This is a genomic window from Emticicia aquatilis (assembly GCF_014644295.1).
Classification (GTDB): domain Bacteria; phylum Bacteroidota; class Bacteroidia; order Cytophagales; family Spirosomataceae; genus Emticicia; species Emticicia aquatilis.
The window spans coordinates 82,690-102,643 of sequence record NZ_BMKK01000016.1 but is presented as its reverse complement, the minus strand read 5'-3'; the positions used below and the strand labels follow the sequence as shown (position 1 = coordinate 102,643).

14 protein-coding genes are annotated in these 19,954 nt (G+C 37.1%); 9 read left to right on the top strand and 5 right to left on the bottom strand.

Annotation, left to right across the window (positions count from 1 at the left end):
• The first annotated feature begins 223 nt into the window (after positions 1–223).
• From IEX65_RS25740 to IEX65_RS25710, 7 genes are all read left to right on the top strand, one after another.
• On the top strand, positions 224–1,534 hold the full coding sequence (locus IEX65_RS25740) for a serine hydrolase domain-containing protein (protein WP_188770865.1): 1,311 nt from the start codon (positions 224–226) through the stop codon (positions 1,532–1,534).
• Between the two features lie 149 nt (positions 1,535–1,683).
• The gene (locus IEX65_RS25735; RefSeq protein ID WP_188770863.1) at positions 1,684–4,530 is read left to right on the top strand and encodes a TonB-dependent receptor; all 2,847 of its coding nucleotides are present in this window, start codon (positions 1,684–1,686) and stop codon (positions 4,528–4,530) included.
• 168 nt (positions 4,531–4,698) lie between these two features.
• Positions 4,699–6,048 (top strand): FGGY-family carbohydrate kinase, encoded by a 1,350-nt coding sequence (locus tag IEX65_RS25730; protein WP_188770861.1) that lies wholly within the window; start codon positions 4,699–4,701, stop codon positions 6,046–6,048.
• A 195-nt stretch (positions 6,049–6,243) separates the two neighbouring features.
• Entirely contained in the window at positions 6,244–6,792 is a 549-nt protein-coding gene (locus IEX65_RS25725) for an NADPH-dependent FMN reductase (protein ID WP_188770859.1), read from the top strand.
• Between the two features lie 171 nt (positions 6,793–6,963).
• On the top strand, positions 6,964–7,761 hold the full coding sequence (locus tag IEX65_RS25720) for a ParA family protein (RefSeq protein ID WP_188770857.1): 798 nt from the start codon (positions 6,964–6,966) through the stop codon (positions 7,759–7,761).
• Between the two features lie 107 nt (positions 7,762–7,868).
• Positions 7,869–8,966 (top strand): fatty acid desaturase family protein, encoded by a 1,098-nt coding sequence (locus IEX65_RS25715; RefSeq protein WP_188770855.1) that lies wholly within the window; start codon positions 7,869–7,871, stop codon positions 8,964–8,966.
• Between the two features lie 5 nt (positions 8,967–8,971).
• Complete coding sequence (locus tag IEX65_RS25710; RefSeq protein WP_188770853.1) at positions 8,972–9,556, top strand: Crp/Fnr family transcriptional regulator; 585 nt, start codon at positions 8,972–8,974, stop codon at positions 9,554–9,556.
• 134 nt (positions 9,557–9,690) lie between these two features.
• On the opposite strand, the gene IEX65_RS25705 is transcribed toward IEX65_RS25710, so the two are convergent.
• The 4 genes from IEX65_RS25705 to IEX65_RS25690 form a co-directional block, all read right to left on the bottom strand.
• A complete protein-coding gene (locus IEX65_RS25705; RefSeq protein ID WP_188770851.1) occupies positions 9,691–10,365 on the bottom strand; it encodes a response regulator in 675 nt (224 codons plus the stop codon).
• A gap of 77 nt (positions 10,366–10,442) precedes the next feature.
• On the bottom strand, positions 10,443–11,234 hold the full coding sequence (locus tag IEX65_RS25700; protein ID WP_188770849.1) for a sensor histidine kinase: 792 nt from the start codon (positions 11,232–11,234) through the stop codon (positions 10,443–10,445).
• Entirely contained in the window at positions 11,213–11,863 is a 651-nt protein-coding gene (locus IEX65_RS25695) for a hypothetical protein (RefSeq protein ID WP_188770847.1), read from the bottom strand. The genes IEX65_RS25700 and IEX65_RS25695 overlap by 22 nt, the downstream gene beginning before the upstream one ends.
• Positions 11,864–11,936: 73 nt before the next feature.
• Positions 11,937–12,299: a hypothetical protein gene (locus IEX65_RS25690; RefSeq protein WP_188770845.1), complete on the bottom strand. Its 363-nt coding sequence runs from the start codon at positions 12,297–12,299 to the stop codon at positions 11,937–11,939.
• Positions 12,300–12,527: 228 nt separating this feature from the next.
• On the opposite strand from IEX65_RS25690, the gene IEX65_RS25685 reads away from it, so the two are divergent.
• Positions 12,528–13,430 (top strand): patatin-like phospholipase family protein, encoded by a 903-nt coding sequence (locus IEX65_RS25685; RefSeq protein WP_188770843.1) that lies wholly within the window; start codon positions 12,528–12,530, stop codon positions 13,428–13,430.
• A gap of 75 nt (positions 13,431–13,505) precedes the next feature.
• Here the strand turns inward: IEX65_RS25685 and IEX65_RS25680 are convergent, their stop codons facing one another.
• Positions 13,506–15,092 (bottom strand): MFS transporter, encoded by a 1,587-nt coding sequence (locus tag IEX65_RS25680; protein ID WP_188770841.1) that lies wholly within the window; start codon positions 15,090–15,092, stop codon positions 13,506–13,508.
• Between the two features lie 389 nt (positions 15,093–15,481).
• Here IEX65_RS25680 and IEX65_RS25675 point away from each other — a divergent pair, with 389 nt between their 5' ends.
• Positions 15,482–19,900 carry a DUF8696 domain-containing protein gene (locus tag IEX65_RS25675; RefSeq protein WP_188770839.1) on the top strand — a complete coding sequence of 1,473 codons (4,419 nt, stop codon included), beginning with the start codon at positions 15,482–15,484 and terminating at the stop codon, positions 19,898–19,900.
• Positions 19,901–19,954 lie beyond the last annotated feature (54 nt).

Genomic DNA, 19,954 nt, shown 5'->3' with positions numbered 1-19,954 from the left:
GAAAAGATAGTTTATCAAAATTATGCCGATAAAATACTATTGGCAAGAAAAGGGGAAATTACTTGCTCGTTTTTTTAGGCAATGAAATAAAGAGTCAATTTTTGAGGTTTTTCGGCAGTTGTCTGAAACATATATTTCAGATGTGAATGCACTTGTTTAATTATTACTAAGTAATTTCATTATATTTGGTTTCAAAAAATCAACTCTCAACCTTATACATCGAATGAAAAAAATAGTATTATTTGCTTGTGCTGTTCTGACGTTTTTTGTCACAAAAGCTCAAACCCAGCTTACTTCTTCTGTTTCATCAAAACCTCTCACGGTTGCATCCAGTCCCGAATCAGTTGGAATTTCTTCCGAAAGGCTTAAACGTATCGACAACGCTTTAAACCAACTTGTGGAGCAGAATAAATTACCAGGAATGGTAGCTTTGTTTACTAAAAATGGACAAATTGTTTATCAAAAAGCTTTTGGCTACTCTGATTTTCAGACCAAAAAGCCCATGAAAACTGACGATATTTTCAGAATAGCCTCAATGACCAAAGCTATTACCTCAACAGCCGTCATGATGCTTTATGAAGAAGGGAAATTTTCACTCGATGACCCCATTTCGAAGTTTATTTCCGAGTTCAAAAATCCTCGTGTATTGAAATCGTTCAAATTTGCCGATACTACTTATACGAGCGAGCCAGCAAAGTCAGAAATTACGATTCGTCATTTACTTACCCATACTTCTGGGCTGGGCTATGGCGTAATTGATGGCGATGAAAGTTTTAAGATGATGTATAAAAAAGCTGGGATTGTTGATTTGTTCACAACTAATCCTGTCAAGATTGGAGAAAATATCAAAAAATTGGCAAAACTTCCGTTGCATCATAACCCTGGCGAGAAGTTTACTTATAGTGAAGGACTTGATGTTTTAGGCTATTTCATTGAAATTGTTTCGGGACAGCCCTTTGATGAGTATTTGAAACAACACCTTTTCGAGCCACTCGGAATGCAGGATACTTATTTTTATATACCAGATGCAAAAAAAGACCGTTTGGTGTATATCCATAAACCCGATAGTGCCAAAACTTGGGTGCGTTATCCTGTTACGTTTTATGACCCAAATTATCCAATTTCGGGTGCTAAAATCTTCTTTTCGGGTGGAGCTGGGTTATCATCAACCGCTAAAGACTATGCTACTTTTCTCCAAATGTTGCTCAATGGCGGCACAATGAATGGTAAACGTTTCCTAAGCCGAACAACCGTAGAATTATTGACGGCTACCAATCAAACTGGCGAACTTTATGGTGGCCCAAAAGGTGAGAGTTTCTTTAGTTTGGGTTTTAGTGTTATTAGTCCAGTTGGGCAATTAAAAGGTAATGGAAGTGCAGGAAGATTTAACTGGGGAGGGTATTTTAATACCAATTATTGGGCAGACCCAAAAGAAAAAATCATCATGGTATTAATGAAGCAAACCCAAGCAGCAGCCGATGGTGGCTCTGAAGCCCTCTTTACTCGCATGATTTATCAATCAATTGATGATTAATCTCAGGATTTTAGCTTGTATTTATCTACACAACTTCCTTTTTGGTCGTTTATAGACAGATTTGAACTAAACTTTACTTAGTTTAAATCTGTCTAAATATCGTTAATAAAAAATCAAGGACGATATTGTCTTTAAACACCAAATCATATATGAAAAAGCTGCTACTTCAAACCTTCTTACTTATCTTTTCATTTATCGCTACTTTTGCTCAGACTGCTGAGCTTACTGGGGTCGTGCAAGACGCCCAAAGCAATGTTGGAATCTCAGGAGCGAGTGTATTATTGATAAATGCAAGAGATTCTACTCAAAGAAAAGGAATCTTAGCCGATGTTGATGGTAACTTTAAACTTACAAACGTAAAGTCGGGTAATTATCGTCTCAGGGTATCATCGATTGGCTACACAAATTTTGAAACAAGAGTTGCGGTCGGAAATTCTCCAAAAAATCTTGGAATTTTAAGACTAACCGAAAATGCCAACCAACTCGGCGAAGTTACGGTTCGTGAAAAACAAGTGCGTGTCGAGCAGAAAGGCGATACGATACAATATAATGCAGGGGCATTTAAGACAAATCCTGATGCTACGGTCGAAGACTTAGTAAAGAAAATGCCAGGCGTAACTATTGAAAACGGTGTTGTAAAAGCACAAGGCGAAGAAGTCAAAAAAGTGACTGTTGATGGCCAAGAATTCTTCGGCGATGATGCCGCATTGGCTCTAAAAAATCTACCTGCCGAAATTGTTGATAAAGTACAAGTCTTTGACCGCTTGAGCGAACAGTCTCAATTTACTGGCTTTGATGATGGCAATGCAGTAAAAACTATCAATATCACTACTCGACAAAATAAAAATAACGGTCAATTCGGAAAAGTATATGCAGGTGTTGGCGACGACCAACGTTATCAGTCTGGCGTGAGTGTTAATTTCTTCAAGAAAGACCAACGTCTAACAATTATTGGATTATCAAATAATATTAATCAACAAAACTTTTCGAATCAAGATATTCTTGGCGTACTTGGTAGCTCAGGTGGAGGCGGAGGTATGCAATTTGGCGGTGGCGGCGGAGGTGGTCGTCCACAAGGTGGTGGCGGTGGAGGAGGACCTCGTGGAGGCGGTGGTGGCGGAGGCGGTTTTGGTGGGGGCGGAGATGCCAGTAATTTTATGGTTGGTCAACAACCAGGCATTGCCAAAACGACTTCAATTGGCTTAAATTATAGCGATAATCTGGGCAAAAAAGTAAAACTCAGTACCAGTTATTTTTTCAATGCTGCTAATAATGGTAATCAAAGCATTACGTCTCGTGAGTATTTGGGTACAGTGCCACAAATGTATAACGATACCAGCACAACCCAAAATAAAAACTTGAATCACCGAGCCAACATTCGTTTAGAATACACGATTGATAAAAACAATTCAATCATTTTTACCCCTCGAATCAGCTGGCAAAATAATGATGCCTTATCGGGACTCACAAGCCAGACTTATTTAAGAACGCAACCGATAAATACGAACCTTACAAGCAGGAATTCTTCAAATAATGGGTTCAATTTTTCGGGAGAAGTATTGTTTCGTCACCGTTTTGCTAAAAATGGTAGAACTTTCTCGATAAATCTTGGTAATAATACGAGCGACCAAACTGGCTTGACTTCTCAATATTCTATTAGCCGATATTTCACGCCTAAAGACACCACACAGATTGTAAATCAACAAACACAGTCGCAGACAAATAGTAACCGTACATCATTGGGGCTGACTTACACAGAACCAGTTGGCAAGACTGGACAAATACAGCTCGACCACAACGTGAGTTATACACTCAGCATCTCTGACCGTGAAGTAAATGCCTATGATGAGAAACTATTGACCTACACAGTTTTGAAACCTTCATTAAGCAGTGTTTTTGATAATTCATATCTGACCAATCGTACGGGTGTAAGCTATCGTTTACGTGGAAAACAAGGAATGTTTACGATGGGAGCAACTTACCAAAACGCTCAACTCGCCAGCGAGCAGACATATCCGATTGCTCAAGACGTAAAATATTCATTCAATAGTATTTTACCCAATGCGATGTTTAATTACCGATTTGAAAATAAGGCCAACCTTCGCATATTTTACAGAACCAATACCAATGCTCCGTCGGTCAATCAGTTGCAAGGGGTGATTAATAATAGTAACCCAACCCAACTTTCGACTGGAAATCCGAATTTGAAGCAAGATTATAGCCACTCTTTATCACTTCGTTATGGCCTTACAAATGCCAAAACTGCCCAAAATGTCATGATGTTTTTGAACTTAGGCTATTCAAATAACGCCATTGTTCAATCGACATTCATTGCTGATAAAGATTATGAATTGGCCAAAGGTATCACCTTGTTCAAAGGCTCACAACTCACAAAACCAGTCAATCTCGATGGTTTGTTCAATGCTCGTGCATTTATCAGTTATGGTATTCCGATTTCAAAAATTAAATCAAACCTTAATTTTAATGCTGGCTTAAATTATGCCCAAAATCCAAATCTTATTAATGATATTAAGAGTTTCACAAATACCTATGGTATCAATGGAGGTTTAGTTTTGAGTAGTAATGTGAGCGAAAAAATTGACTTTACCGTTTCATATTCTCCTACATACAGCCTTGTGCGTAATAGTGTTCAGACTACGCTCAATACCAATTATCTATTCCAGAATACTTCAGTAAAAGTCAATTGGCTTTTCGGAAAAGGATTTCTATTACAGTCAGAAGTGCTTAATCAAGCTTATTCTGGTTTAGGGTCGGGCTTTAACCAAAACTTTACTTTGTGGAATGCAGGTTTTGGCTATAAATTCTTGAAAAAACAAGCTGGAGAGCTACGTCTGAATGTGTTTGATTTACTGAAACAAAATAATAGCATTGCTCGAAATGTCTCTACGGCTTATATCGAAGATGCTCGTAATCAAGTACTTACACGTTATTTTATGCTTACGTTTACCTATAATCTACGTAATTTTAGATTATAAGTCTATCATATTTCTCAATGTTTTAAGAAGTTTCATCGAGATTTTCTCGGTGAAACTTCTTGTTTTAAAAGCAGTATAGCACAGGCTTGTTCGTATCAGATAAATTTGTATTTTTACAGCACCATTTTCATATATCAAAACAAGAAACAAAGCTCCAAACCAATCTACATGAAAGTCTGTGCCGTTTTCGATATTGGTAAAACCAATAAAAAATTACTTCTTTTTGACGAAGATTATCAAATAGTAAAGGAAGAACAATCGCAATTTGAAGAAATTTTAGACGATGATGGCTTTCCATGTGACGACTTGATTCAGCTTAGTTCTTGGCTCAAATCTACGTTTGAACGTATCAAGCAAAATCCTGATTATGAAATAGTTGGACTTAATTTTTCGGCCTATGGTGCAAGCTTTGTTCACCTTAATTCAGAAGGTAAGCCACTCACACCACTATATAATTACCTCAAAGGTTTTACTCGTCAAATGAGTAAAGAGTTTGCCGAAAAATATTCTTCTAATGTTTATACCGAAACTGCTTCTCCCGAACTCGGAATGCTTAACTCTGGATTACAGTTGTATTGGTTGAAACAAACCAAACCAAGTATATTTCATCAAATCAAGTATTCGTTGCATTTGCCCCAATATTGCAGTTTTTTGTTTTCAAATAAGCCAGTTTCTGAAATCACAAGTGTTGGCTGTCATACCGCACTCTGGGACTTCCAGAAAAATGATTACCATGCGTGGGTCGAAGCCGAACATCTACATTCGGTTAAACAAAAACCTTTACTTTCGGATAATGTATCGAGTACGGCCGACGGCATTGCAATCGGAATAGGTATCCATGATAGTTCATCGGCACTCGTTCCTTATTTGAAATCTTTCGATGAAAAGTTTATTTTGCTTTCAACGGGTACTTGGGCTATTAGTATCAACCCGTTTAATGACGAACCATTGACTGATAACGAGTTACAAAAGGACTGTTTGTGTTTTCTGAACTATGGCGGACACCCCGTAAAAGCTTCGAGGCTTTTTGCGGGTAATGAACACGAACGTCAGACAAAGCATTTGGCCGAATATTTTGGGAAAGAAGTTGATTACTACAAACAAGTAAAGTATGACCAAGATATGATTTGGTTTTTACGTAATAAATTCAAACAAGCAACTCCCGATACAGCCGATGTTGGCTTATTGAAAGATTGTCCGTTTGTAGAACGAAACCTCAATTTGTTTAAGACTTACGAAGAAGCCTATCATCAATTTATGCTTGATTTGGTTGCTCAGCAAGTTGCATCGCTCAATTTGGTAATGGGTTGGAGCAAACCAAAACAGATTTTTGTTGATGGTGGATTCTCAAAAAATGATATTTATATGAGTCTTTTGGCCGAAACCTATTTCAATAAGCAAGTTTTTGCGTCCGAAATAGCCCAAGCCTCAGCGTTGGGAGCTGCACTTGTGATTCATGAGCATTGGAATTCTAAGCCTGTTCCGCAGCAATTAATTGCCTTAAAAAGGTATTTTTGATAATATTTTATACAGAAGCCAAAAAGCTGTGTTCTTGAACACAGCTTTTTTTGTGCGTTTCAGTTAGCACATTACTGAACTTTATTTGCTGAAAGAATCTTTAGTAATAAGCAGTCCACAGTCAATGGTCGGCTGTCAACAGTAGTATAAAGTATTCATTATTAGTGTTTTACATAAAATAAGATTCCTAAATTCATGCAAGAAAAGAAAAAAATATTGGCAATTTCGGGCAGCACAAGAAATGGTTCTACAAATCATAAAATCTTGAAACTGATTGCCGAATTAGTCAGCGATAACTTTGAATTAACTTTGTTTGATGGCTTAGCGACACTGCCACATTTCAATCCTGACTTAGATAACGTTGATTCTTTACCTAAAGAAGTAGAAGCCTTCAGAAGCCAAGTTTCAGAACCAGATGGTATTATTATTTGTACTCCCGAATACATCTTTAGTTTGCCGGGTAGCCTAAAAAATGCTTTTGAGTGGTGTGTCTCGACAACCATTTTTTCTGATAAAAAAGTAGCTCTTATTACTGCATCAGCATCAGGTCAGAAAGGTCATGAAGAATTGAATTTAATCATGAAAACACTCGGTGCGGTTTTTAATGATGAAACCTCTATTTTGATTAGTGGCGTAAGAGGAAAAATTGATGTTGATGGTAAAATTATCCATGAAGAGACATTGGAGAAAGTCACGAATTTAGTTAAAAAACTACTGGAAGATTTGGCAGTTGGTGGTAGCTAAAGCATATTTTTATGAGAATAACTTAGCCTGATATACGTTTGTTGGTTGCCTATTAAGTTATTTTTAAATACTTGATTACCAAATAATTATAAAAACTAAAAAGACATTTGCAATGAATGTCTTTTTTTTTATATTTGTTCTACCGTAACCCTTAAAATATATACTTAAATTTTGAAAACGCTCAGTTTTGTTAACAACAAAGGTGGCGTCGGAAAAACAACTTCTGCTCAGAATGTTGGCGTAGCCCTTCATCGTTTTGCCAAAAGCAAAGTGTTGTTTATCGACCTTGACGCCCAAGCAAGTCTCACTCGCTGTTTTGGTTATCATAATTTACATTTCTTCAATGCCGATAGTGGCAGTTTTATTTTAAACGATAAAACATTTGATGAAGTAGTAATTTCGACAGATGTCGGTGATTTGCTACCCGCCTCAATGGGCTTTTTAGCCGCCGAAGAAAGAATCAGAGCCAGTGCTGTTTTTCCCTTCAACCTCAAAATAGCCCTTGATAAAATCAAACACCGCTACGATTTTATCATCATTGATTGCCCCCCAAGTTTATCCACCTCCGCCCGAATCGCCTTAGTTGCCTCCGACCTATATTTTGTTCCACTTCAAGCCGAATATCTGAGCTACGAAGGACTCCGAAATTTTTTAGCCTTTGCCAACCAGCTTTCTATGATTTGTCCGCATCTCCAGCTCGGTGGGGTATTTGCAACCCGATATAACCCAAAATTGAAACGTCGATTGAGTATTGATTTAGTGAAATCAACAAAAAAACAGCTCAATGAACAATTTTTAGATACATATATTCGTGATAATATAGCCATCCCCGAAGCCCAAGCCAGTGGTAAGGACATCTTCTTGTATGACCCCGAATCAAATGGGGCGATTGATTATTATAAACTCACTCGTGAATTGATAAATAAACGCTTTACCAAAAATTTGATGGAGCAATTAATGAGAGCATAATTAGAAATCATATAAATTATCTAAGAAATATTACTTTTTTTATAAAAAATTGTAAAAATAAATTGTTTTTGAGTAGATTTGTTTTTACCTAAACCTATAACCACTAAATGCAACCCGCCAAGTACGCTAAAGTAAAGTTTCTGAATAGAGACAAGTCATTGTTTTTTTCAGCACTACGTGAAAACATTGATTGTTATTTTGAAACTAACTGCATTGAAAAAACAGGCGGCTCAAGATTACTCTTCAAAGCAGTTTTCATGTTGAGTCTTTATCTGATTCCCTTCGCCCTTATTCTGACTGGTCAATTCTCAAATCTTCAAATGCTTGTCCTCACAATTTTGATGGGCTTGGGTGTTGCTGGAGTTGGAATGTCGGTTATGCACGATGCTATTCACGGCTCTTTTTCTTCTTCTTCCAAAGTGAATAAGTTTTTTGGAGCATCAATTTATTTGCTTGGAGGCAATGTTTATAATTGGGATGTACAGCATAATAAACTTCATCATACATATACTAACTTACATGACATCGACGAAGACATTACGGGCAAGTTTATGTTGCGTCTATCATGTGGTGATAAGTTGAAAGCTGTCCATCGTTTTCAGCATATTTATGCCTTCTTTTTGTACAGCCTCATGACCATTTCGTTTTTGTGGAAAGACTTCAAAGAGATTTCTTTATATAATAAAATGGCCAAAACTGGTTTGGTGAAACCATTCCCGAAGAAAGAACTATTTACTTTAATTGTGAGTAAAATAGCTTACGCCTTATTCATTTTCGCTTTACCAATGCTTGTACTTGATATTTCCTTCGGGCAATGGTTTATTGGATTTATGGCCATGCACTGCACAGCAGGTATTATTCTAAGTACAGTTTTTCAGTTGGCACACGTTGTGGAAGGTGCAGCTCAACCTGCTGTTGATGATAGAGGAAATATCGAAAATGCTTGGGCAATACATCAGCTTAATACAACTGCTAATTTTGCAGGTAGTAATAAAGCTATATCATGGTATATTGGTGGGCTTGACTATCAAGTTGAGCATCATTTGTTTCCGAATATCTCGCATGTTCATTATCCTGCCATTGCATCAATCGTAAAAGCTACTGCCGAGGATTTTGGAATTGTTTATAACAACAAACACTCTTTTACTAAAGGCTTACAGTCGCATATCAGAATGCTACATAACTTAGGTCATGGCGTAATTTAGTAGAGATGGGTAAAGAAAGTTTGATAAATTTCATTCAGCAAATCCTACCGATGCCTGCCGAAAAAGCAGCCTTGATTTCGACTTTTTTTACGCCTAAATCTTATTACAAGAATGATTTTTTGTTGAAAGAAGGCAAAATATGCACAGAATCTCATTTTGTAGAATCTGGTTTTTTGCGTTCGTATGTAGTTGACATTGAAGGCAATGAGGTTACTACTGATTTTTATGGTAGTAATATATTTGCCAATGATTTCTTATCGTTTTTTAAAAGAATTCCCTCCAATGAAAATATACAAGTATTGGCAGATTGCCAGACTTGGGTTATTAACTACGAAGATTTACAGACCTGTTTTCATACAATTCCTGAATTTAGAGAATTCGGTCGGATGATGCTTATCAATAATTATTCGAGACTGAAAGAACGAATGCTCGGCATGATTCAACTTACTGCCGAGCAACGCTACGAGAAATTGATAGCTTCGCATACTGAAGTTTTTCAGAATGCTCCACTCAAATATATTGCCTCTTATTTAGGTATTACTGATACCTCACTCAGTAGAATTCGTAAAGAAATTGCACGTGGTAAATGAGATAGTTATTGGTTATCTGTTAATTGTTACTGGTTTTTGCTTACTATAAAATGTTTAAAGTATTGATAATCATAAGATTAGTTAGTATTTTTAACCAATTACAAGTACACAGATAACCAGTAACTATTTCCTAATCACAATAATGTACTTGGGTCGAGTAAGTTATTTTTGATTGAAAAAACCACCAATCCTGCAGTGTTTCGCATGCCAGTTTTTTCAAGTAAATTATTGCGATGCCCATCGACAGTACGAACACTAATAAAGAGTTTATTGGCAATTTCTTGAGCTGTATGTTGCTTACAAATCAAATCAAGTACGTCAAGCTCTCGTTGGGTTAGGGTAGAAGGAATATCATCTTGAATCAACAAACGGGGTTTTTTGCCAGTAAGCCTGTTTTTCATGGCGGCCAAAAATGCTTCATTGAAATAAAAGTCTTTTTCAATAACTGCCCAAATGGCTTTTTCTACTTCGGCGGGTTCAACGTTTTTAAATAGATAAGCATTTACACCCAATTCCATAAGGTGAGTAACGAAACGGTCTTCACTATACACCGATAATATAATGATTTTTATATCGGGAAATTTCTGATGAAGAATCTTGGTTGTATCAACTCCGTTGAGTTCGGGCATTGAAAGGTCAAGAAGGACGATGTCTGGCTTAATTTCGGCTGCTTCAATAGCCTCTATGAGAGCTTTTCCATTATCAACTTCAAGAATAATCTTTATATTTTCAAATGAGTTAACGATTGAAATCATACCTTTGCGAAACAACACTTGGTCGTCGGCAATGGCTACGTTTATGGTTTTCATGGTTATTGGAAATGGTTTTGAATCTGTAAACTGTGATATAACATACTAATAATAGGCTTGTTAGATGTATAAAGTTTTTAGTTCAAAGGGATGCTTACGATGAGCTTTAGCCCTTCATTGGGTTTTGTTTCAAATTTTGTTGTGCCGTTTATCATTTTAGTTCGAGTTTCGATATTTTTTAAGCCTAAACTGCGTTTTTGATAGGCTTCAGCAAAGTCAAAACCTTTACCATTATCTTTGTATTCTATTTCGAGGCCATTATTCTCGGTCTTTAATGTAAGTAATACAGTTCCTGCTTCTGAGTGTTTAACTGCATTATTGAGTAATTCTTGAATGAGTCGATATACAACTAAGCTTACTTTAGTGTCGATTTGTGGTAGATTTTCGGCTTTCAGATAAATATTAATATCCGAAAGTTCCATGGTTTTTTCGCACAGACCCTCTACAGCATACGGCAGCCCGAATTCTTCCAATCCTTGAGGTAGTAAATCGTTAGATATACGTCTTACATTATCAATCGTATTGTCGATTAAGGTTTTAGATTTTGTACTAATGCTTTCAATAAGGCTATTTTCAGTTGGGGCTTGTTGCATTTGTCCAACCAGTAATCTCAGTGCCGATAGTGATGCCCCGACTTCATCGTGGAGGTCACGGGCAAGCCTTTTTCGTTCCGTTTCGATAGCTTCGAGTGTCCCGTGATAAAGTTCACGTTGGTGTTTTGCTTCGGCCTCTTTAAAGGCAAGGTCTTGTCTAATGATTCGGCGTTGATACAACAAGATAAACCCTACAACCCCCGATGCCAAAAGCATCATGGCTATAGTGCCTCCAAATAATAAAACGTACAAATCTACCGACGATGACTGTGCCATAGTCCAATTCCTAAAAATAAGTGTAAGATTAACATCAAAAAGGCGTGCATACCCCATGCAAGCGATAGCAAATAATTGTCTTTCATAATGAAATTACTCAGAATAAAGACGAAAAGACTACCTGCAAAGTAAAACAAAAAACCCGAGTTAATCCAAAAAATTGGTTGTTTTGTTGGTTCACGAGTATCTAATTCTATCAACATTTTGTAAAAGCACAATAAGGATAGGAAAATGACGATAATGCCCTCTAAACCGCTGGCATAAGTATTAAAATTGAAGATACCTTGAACATAAAAAGCATTGATTAGTGCTAATAAAATAAAACCAATAATGATATAAGGTAAGATTTTTCGATTGAAAAAATTACCGAAAAATTGATGATAGAATAATCCAATAAACAGAAACTCTAAAATAGTATAAAGATGTAAGCCTGGTAGGGTATTAAGTTTTGGGTAGTAGTAAGAAAGTGAGCGAGTTGAAATCTCAGAGAAAGCTCCTAAAAGGAGAAAATACCAAATAAATTTTAACTCATTTGTTAAATATTTATATCTGATAAGGGCAATAGTTATAGAAAAAATTAGTACATATTGTACATAATCCAACAGCCATATTAAAATTGAATTTACCATCTGAATGAATAGGTATAAAGCAAGTGAAGGGAGATACCCCAACACTTGCTTATTTTAAGATTGAGTGGATTTATTACTCGCCCGGATATGGTGGAACTGGATGACTGTAATCATAAATCTCATCTCCTTCCCCTAAGAGCTTAATTTTTTGAGGATTCTCTTCGTCGATTACTAAAGTAGCATTCGACATCATCACACAGCCATAAAGTCTTCCTTTTTCACCAATATGGTCTAAATATTTCATGCCTAAAGTAAACTTGATGTATTCTTTGTCAGGATTCTTGTCTAATACTATTTGTATTTCATCACGATGGAAGTAAAAAGCTGTAAAGTCTTCTGGCTTGAAATGTTTATTGTATAAATAATTTTCTGCATAATTTTTTGCCAATTCTGGGTCTATTGGCTCATCGTAAATAGGGGGCTTTTGCTGTGACATAGTATGTAAATTTTTTATTAGAGTGAAACAATACAAATATAGAATTTTTTGGTAGTGCTACAATACGTAAAAATACCTGTTTTGTCAAATAGGCGTTTATACCCTTATTCGTAGGATTGATTATCAATTACTTTGTAATAATAAAGATTTAGTAGTTCAAATTTGAAATATCGAAATTGTTTAATTTAGCCTTGTTTTAATTTCTTCAATACCTAACACTATTATATCATGAAAACATACCCTTATAAAAATCTCGTCTTTAAAGGTGGTGGCGTAAAAGGAATTGCTTATGTAGGAGCATTGAAGGCCCTCGAAGAGGCAAATGTTATTTCTCAAATTACTCGTTTTGCAGGAACATCGGCAGGGGCAATTACGGCGGCATTAGCAGCTTGTCGGATTAGTTCGGATGCTCTAAAAACTTTTCTAAGTACAACCAACTACAATGATTTTAAAGATAAAGGAGGCGTTTTCAATTTCTTAAATGACCTTGCCAACCATTTTGGGCCTTACGAAGGAGATTATTTTTTAGATGATTGGTTTAAGGTTTTTCTTACAAAGCAGGGAATCGACCCAAATATCACTTTTAAAGGTGTAAATGATAAATTTGGGACAACCTTAAAGGTGTTTTCAACTGATTTGAATTTACAACAGATTCAAGTTTTTTCAGTAAAAACTACTCCCGATGTAAAAATTGCCGAAGCAGTACGTGCTTCGATGTCGATTCCGATGTTTTTTAGAGCTTGGAAGTTTCCTGACGGAAATCCCAATAATCACATCTATGTCGATGGGGGGGTAATGTATAATTATCCAATTGATACTTTCGATTCGGTAGATTCCCCTGATGCAACGCTTGGTTTTTTCTTGACTGATTTGAACCCTAATGATGATAAACCCAATGACTTAACATTTGGTATTTCTCATCTTGAATTATACATTAAGTCAGTTTTTGAGTCATTGATGAACTCGCAAAATGTGATGGTAAACGAAAATAAATTTGAAGAATCTCGAACCATCAAAATTGATGATTTAGGTATTGCGGCAACTGATTTTGATATTACTCAAGCCCAAGCACAACAGCTATATGATTCTGGATTGAAAGCCACTCAAGTTTTTTTGAATAAAGTAAGTTAAAATGTTTTGGAGTTTATATACTAAAAAGGCCACTTTTGATGATAAGAGTGGCCTTTTTTTGATATTTATGTAAAATTAATGGCCTTTTCCGCCACTTTTTACTACTTCTTTATCAAAGTCAATTCCTTGTTTACGTAAAACTCCTTGCACAACAATTCCAAAAATAAATAAGTAAACAAAACAACCTGCTGCCAAAAGGTATGATTGCTGAATACCGAATGAATCGGCAACTTTTCCTTGCACAACAGGGATAATTGAACCTCCGAGAATCATCATAATCAAGAAAGCTGCCCCTTGATTAGTGAATTTACCAAGTCCAGCAGTTCCCAATGAGAAAATACTTGGCCATAAAACCGAGCAGAATAGACCTCCCGAAATCAGTGAGAAAAGAGCAATTTTACCAGTTGTCATTACCCCGATAATCGACATAATTGCTCCAAGTGCCGTAAATATCAATAATAGACGTACGGGTTTTTCTTGGCTGGCAAAGTATGCCAAAATCATGATTGCTACACATGCAGCATAAGGGAATAAATCGCTTACATCGCCACTATACAATGAATTAACAATCAAAACAATTGCAAATGCCACAAATGGTACGATAACCGTAAGGATTTTTTTCATTGATTCTGATGGATTGAAGTTTCCGATTGAGGCTGTCCAGCGGCCAATCATCATACTTCCCCAAAAGAGCGAAACATATTTTGAGATTTGTGAAGAATCTAAGTTCTGCGTTTCCTTTAAATATTCGCCTAGATTTGAGCCAATCGTTACTTCAACACCCACATAAACAAAGATAGCGGTCATACCTAAAACTGCTTGTGGGTAGCTAAGTACCGAACCTGCATTTTGAACTGCCCCCGATTTTCCTGCCAACGAATAAATCATGTAGCCAATCATCAAGACTGTCATGAGTACGAATGTAAATGTGATGGCTATTTCGATTGAAAATGCAACTGCAACACCCACACACAAGACCAAAAATGCCAAAGGAAGTCCGATTACGATATTACTTACTTGAACGTCTTCGTCGTTTTTGATGCGAGGAAGTTTTGAAACCCAGAAAAACAATGCCATCAAAGCAAACAAAACACCTAAGATAAGATACGGCACTTTCACGTCTTCGATTGAAGCATTTGCTGCGGCATCTTTTGAAATTGAACCAAAGATGGCATACGAAACTAAAGCTGGCCCGATGGTACCTCCTAAGTTATTGACTGCACCACCTAAATTGATACGTTGAGCACCTGTTTCTGGCGGCCCAAGGGCAATCATAAAAGGTTGGGTAGCAGTTTGTTGTAGCGAAAAACCTAATCCTACGATAAATAATCCCGAAAGAAGCAAATTGTATGAAGCTGTTTGGGCGGCTGGATAAAAAAGGAGCGTACCAACGGCCGAAATCAAAAGACCAATTACGATACCATTTTTATAGCCTATTTTATTGAGAATATCGCCACCCATGATGCGTGAAAATATCAAATAAAGTACCGAGCCAATGAAGTATGCTGCATAAAATGCAAAGTCAACGAGTTGGGCTTGTGTCTGCGTAAGTGTGAATTTTTCTTTGAATAAGGGTATCAAAATTCCGTTTGATGCAGCTACAAAACTCCAAAAGAACCAAACGGTCATGAGGGTGTAAAGATGAGAACGATTATTTTGCATAAGTAGTAAGGTTAAAATGGAATTGCAAATAAGTAAATATATGCTCTATTTCCAAAAGTATTTGTTTTGAGAAATACAAACTTTGTCTTTCGCTTCGGCAATGTTCGTTCCTTGAATATGGAATTTTATTGTTACTTAATTTTACATTTATACTAAGCAAAATATTCTTAAACTTAAATGAGGCTTCTTGCAAAACCTTCATTTGTATTTTACTCATTAAACTGTACAGGCTTTTTATTTGCCCAAAGATTACTAATTTTGCTCATGTGTATTGTAACCGTTAAGTAAATAAGATATTTATTTTAGTGTAAACTAAACCTAACTACTTAATTTTAACACAATTCAAGCTATATGTTCAGCTGATTGAACTCCAAAATCGCTAATTTGATATGAAAAAGATTTTTCTTCTGTTTTTTTCTGTAATATGTATGATGGCTTTTGGCCAACAAAAACCATCGAATATCCTTACAGGTAAACTCGTTAGGGTATCGCCTAAATTAAGAGATATTAAAGCTCCTGAGCCAATTAATACTAAAAGAAAGCCCGACCGTAATCCAAAATACCAAGAATTACGAGCCAAAATTAATAAAAGAGTAAGATTCCCTGTTGAAAACCCATTAGCCAATAGTGCTGATGAGGCTCTTCAAAAATCGGCTAAGACCTTGAGTAATAATTTAAGAACTAATGCTCTCATCACTTCTTTCGATGGAGCTGGTACTTCTGATAATATTGCGGTTGGATTTGGCCAGTTATCACCTCCTGACCCTGTTTTGAGTGTTGGCCCAAATCATGTAGTGCAAATGATTAATTTAGTGCATAAAGTTTATGATAAATCAGGTAATTTACTTGTTGGACCTCTAAAGTTTAGCCAGATTGCATCTACTTCAACTGATGATGGTGACCCGATTACGCTTTATGACCACATTGCCGACCGCTGGATTTTATTACAATTCAGTAGTTTGTTTACTGCTGGTAGAGAATCTTTAATTTTCTGTGTCTCACAAACCAATGACCCAACAGGTGCTTATAATATTTATGAGTTTCAGACTACTGGAGTATTCCCTGATTATCCGCACGTAGGTATCTGGAATAATAGTTATATAGTTACTACTCACAATTTTAATGTGTCAGGAACGGCCTATGTTGGACAAGGATTTTGGGCTTTTGATAGAAATAAAATGGTCAACGGTGAAGCTACCGCTACGGCTGTGGCATTTAATGACCCTTCGAGTGGAGGTTTTTTGCCAGTGAGTTTAGAAGGGTTCAAAATGCCTGAGTCAAACTCAAAACCAACATTTGTTACTTATAATGCTGATGAATTTGGCGGAACTGATGAATTGCAGATTCGCACACTAAATCTTGATTTTAATAATCCATCGAATTCAACCCTAAATAGTTTAACAACTATTCCCGTGGCAGCTTTTGATGGAAGGGCTCCATCATCAAATCCTATCGAACAGCAAGGTACAACTGCTATGTTAGATGCCATAGCTGACCGCATGATGAGTCGGATTGTTTATCGAAGGTTCGATGATTATGAATCATTGGTAATGAATTATCCTGTGAATGTGAGTGGTTCAAATCCAACCTCGGCATCAACTTATCAAGCCTCAACCCGATGGTATGAACTTACAAGAGCAACACCAACAAGCCCTTGGACGGTCAATCAACAATCAACATACTCTCCAACAGCTATTAGTGGTACTACTGGCATTAATCGGTGGATGGGCAGTGCAGGAATTGACCAAAAAGGAAATATCGCATTGGCGTATAGTAGGTCAAGCTCAACTAATTATCCTGATATTTACTACGCCGAAAGAAAGAAATCAGACCCAGTAGGTACACTTGGTGCCGAACAATTATTTCATGCTTCGGGTGGCTCACAAACAAGCACTTCGGGAAGATGGGGTGATTATTCGGCTATGACCACTGACCCATCAGATGAAGAAACGCTATGGTTTACTGCCGAATACTATGCTGCTACCGCAACTGTTGATTTTAAGACTCGTATAGGGAGTTTTAAAGTAAATGATCCCGTAACAACTCCGACAGTACATTTTAAATTTGGAGGAACGATAGCTCGTCAGAAAGAGTCGATTTTTCCGATAAATACCAATCAATATTATAAAGATTATCCGATTACGTTGGTTGTTGACCAAGCTCCTTCACAACCTGTGAGTGTAAATATCTCCAAGACAGGTACTGCCATCGAAGGAGTCGATTATGATTTAATCAATGTTGCACCAATTACATTAAATGCTTCAAACTTATCTCAATCATTTACTTTGCGTGTTTATGATGATTCATTCAACGAAGCAGACGAGTTTATAGATTTATCTTACACACTCAATGTAAATGGCGGAAATGCGGTAGCAGGTACATATAACCAAAAACATCGCATAACGATTATTGGGACTACAAGTTGTCCTACTGCTAATATTTCGGTAAGCCGTCCAACTACTTTTTGTGAGGGCGATTCTGCTATTCTTGTAGCAAATACTGGTGTTGATAACACATATCAATGGTATAAAAATGATGTGATGATTTCGGGAGCAACTCAATCGCAGTATGTTGCTAAGGCTTCGGGAAGCTATAAAGTTGCCGTAAGCCGCTTGGGTTGTACAGTTTCATCATCACCTGTGGCCATAAATGTAAAAGTAGGTACACCTGCTCCTACAACCGTTAGTCGTGCTATCACGGTAGGTACTACCATCACAGCAGGAAATGGTTTACAAGCAAGTGCCATTTGTCCAGGCTCTAAAACTGAAACTTACGCTGGGCCAGTAATAGGTTATGATGGAGGAACAAAGAGTGGTACAGACCCTCAAGTGACTATCTCGGGTGCTGGAACAAGTATTGGAAGTACAAAAGTTTCTATAACTTGGAGAAAACGAAGTGGTGGTTCGATAAATGATTGTGGAACAGTTGGTGGTACAGGGAAACCTTATTACGATGAGGTTTCATTTAAAATTCAAGCACCTAATGGTTCCATTATTAACTTGGTTGATACTGATACTTATGGAGTTGGAACGACTCCGCTGGGCAGCTTAACAACAGTTTTTGAAGATGGAGGAACAGCTTTGGGTTCTCTGCCTGCCAATGGTACTTTTGCTCCATTACAGTCACTGTCAACATTGAATGGTTCTAACCCTAATGGTACTTGGACTTTAATTGCTGCCGATGCTGCCAGTATTGACCCTCTTTGTGTTGAAAGTTTTTCGGTGACTGTACTTACACCTGGTTCGGGAGCAAACAGTACAATAACATGGTATAGTAGTGCAACTGGAACGACTGCCGTCGGTACAGGTTCGGAATATATCCCGACAGATACAGCCCCAGGCACTTATATTTATTATGCAGAAGCAAGTTGTAGCGGCCTTGTTGGATGTGCCACAAGTATCAGAAAACCCGCATCGCTCACCATTTCTCCTCTAAATTGCTTATCAGTTGGTGGTTCGGTATCGTCAGACGCCAGCGTATGTACGGGTGCTAATGCAGGAACATTAACCCTAAGCGGACACACGGGAACAATTGTACGTTGGGAATCTTCTACTGATAATTTTGTAAATACAAGCTCAATTAGTAATACAACTACTTCATTGTCATACAATAATCTTACACAAACAACTAAGTATCGAGCAGTTGTGAAAGATGGAGCATGTCCAGAAGCTATCTCATCGGTTGCCACGATTACAGTTACCACAGTAGCTGCAACAGCAAGTAATACAGGGCCTTATTTAACTGGGCAAACTATTCAGTTAACTGCTACTGGCGGAAGCTCATATAGCTGGACTGGCCCAAATGGTTTTTCAAGTACAATCAACCCAATTAGTCGCACGAATGCTACTTTGGCTATGTCGGGTGTTTACACAGTAGTTGTGACTCAAAATTCATGTACTGCAACTGCTACGACTGCCGTAATTGTAACTGAAAATAATCCTTGTTTGTCGCTCGTAGAATATGACTATGTTCAAGCAGGAAATCCTTTTGTTTATAAATTTCCATTGGTAAATAATATGGTGATTGCCGAAGTGCCAGAACAAACTTCCGTACTTGTCAATCCTATTTGCCCATCAGTTCCGATAGAAAGTTTCAGAATGAAAATTACTGGTTTACCATATTTACACGAAGTCATTGAAAATATACCATTATTTGCCTTGTTTAATAATACAGGAAATGATGTATTGGGAAGAAACCTAAGCCCAGGAAGCTACACTTTAACTATAACAGGATACAGTCAAGATAACGGACAAGGAAGTGTAGTTTATGGGCCAGTTGACACACAGTTTACGGTTGTAGCCAATAATGCCAGTATTTCTACACCGACTTTCACAATTAATTCGCTATGTGCAGGAAGTACTTTTAATGTGAATTTTACGACGGTAGGGGCGTTTAATCCAGCCAATCAGTTTGATGTACAACTGTCAGATGCCAATGGCACATTTGATAATCCTGTAATTATTGGTAGTACACCAGCGGCTGGGGTTGCAGTTTGTACGATACCGATGAATATTGCCGTTGGCTCAAATTATAGAATTCGGGTGGTTTCTACAAACCAAACCTTGACTGGGACAACAAATGGCTCAAACTTAAATGCAGTTTCGGCTTCTTTAAATTTAGTTAGCCCGACGAATGATATTTCGAGTGGTACAACAACTAATCAAGCGACACAAACAATAACTGCCACTAATAAAATTTCATCGCCTGCCAATACGATTTACAAAGCAGGAAATTCGATTTTATTGAATGCAGGATTTCAAGCAAATTCAAGCTCAGTTTTCAAGGCTGAAATAGGAGGATGTAATTGATAGTCAGTATTTTGGGCAAAATAAAAAGGTTTGATGCTTCAAAACATCAAACCT

What these genes read in the sequence shown, in the direction of transcription:
- IEX65_RS25740 (WP_188770865.1), top strand. Translation starts at nt 224, where the DNA reads ATGAAAAAAATAGTATTATTTGCTTGTGCTGTTCTGACGTTTTTTGTC.
- IEX65_RS25735 (WP_188770863.1), top strand. Translation starts at nt 1,684, where the DNA reads ATGAAAAAGCTGCTACTTCAAACCTTCTTACTTATCTTTTCATTTATC.
- IEX65_RS25730 (WP_188770861.1), top strand. Translation starts at nt 4,699, where the DNA reads ATGAAAGTCTGTGCCGTTTTCGATATTGGTAAAACCAATAAAAAATTA.
- IEX65_RS25725 (WP_188770859.1), top strand. Translation starts at nt 6,244, where the DNA reads ATGCAAGAAAAGAAAAAAATATTGGCAATTTCGGGCAGCACAAGAAAT.
- IEX65_RS25715 (WP_188770855.1), top strand. Translation starts at nt 7,869, where the DNA reads ATGCAACCCGCCAAGTACGCTAAAGTAAAGTTTCTGAATAGAGACAAG.
- IEX65_RS25710 (WP_188770853.1), top strand. Translation starts at nt 8,972, where the DNA reads ATGGGTAAAGAAAGTTTGATAAATTTCATTCAGCAAATCCTACCGATG.
- IEX65_RS25705 (WP_188770851.1), bottom strand. Translation starts at nt 10,365, where the DNA reads ATGAAAACCATAAACGTAGCCATTGCCGACGACCAAGTGTTGTTTCGC.
- IEX65_RS25700 (WP_188770849.1), bottom strand. Translation starts at nt 11,234, where the DNA reads ATGGCACAGTCATCGTCGGTAGATTTGTACGTTTTATTATTTGGAGGC.
- IEX65_RS25695 (WP_188770847.1), bottom strand. Translation starts at nt 11,863, where the DNA reads ATGGTAAATTCAATTTTAATATGGCTGTTGGATTATGTACAATATGTA.
- IEX65_RS25690 (WP_188770845.1), bottom strand. Translation starts at nt 12,299, where the DNA reads ATGTCACAGCAAAAGCCCCCTATTTACGATGAGCCAATAGACCCAGAA.
- IEX65_RS25685 (WP_188770843.1), top strand. Translation starts at nt 12,528, where the DNA reads ATGAAAACATACCCTTATAAAAATCTCGTCTTTAAAGGTGGTGGCGTA.
- IEX65_RS25680 (WP_188770841.1), bottom strand. Translation starts at nt 15,092, where the DNA reads ATGCAAAATAATCGTTCTCATCTTTACACCCTCATGACCGTTTGGTTC.
- IEX65_RS25675 (WP_188770839.1), top strand. Translation starts at nt 15,482, where the DNA reads ATGAAAAAGATTTTTCTTCTGTTTTTTTCTGTAATATGTATGATGGCT.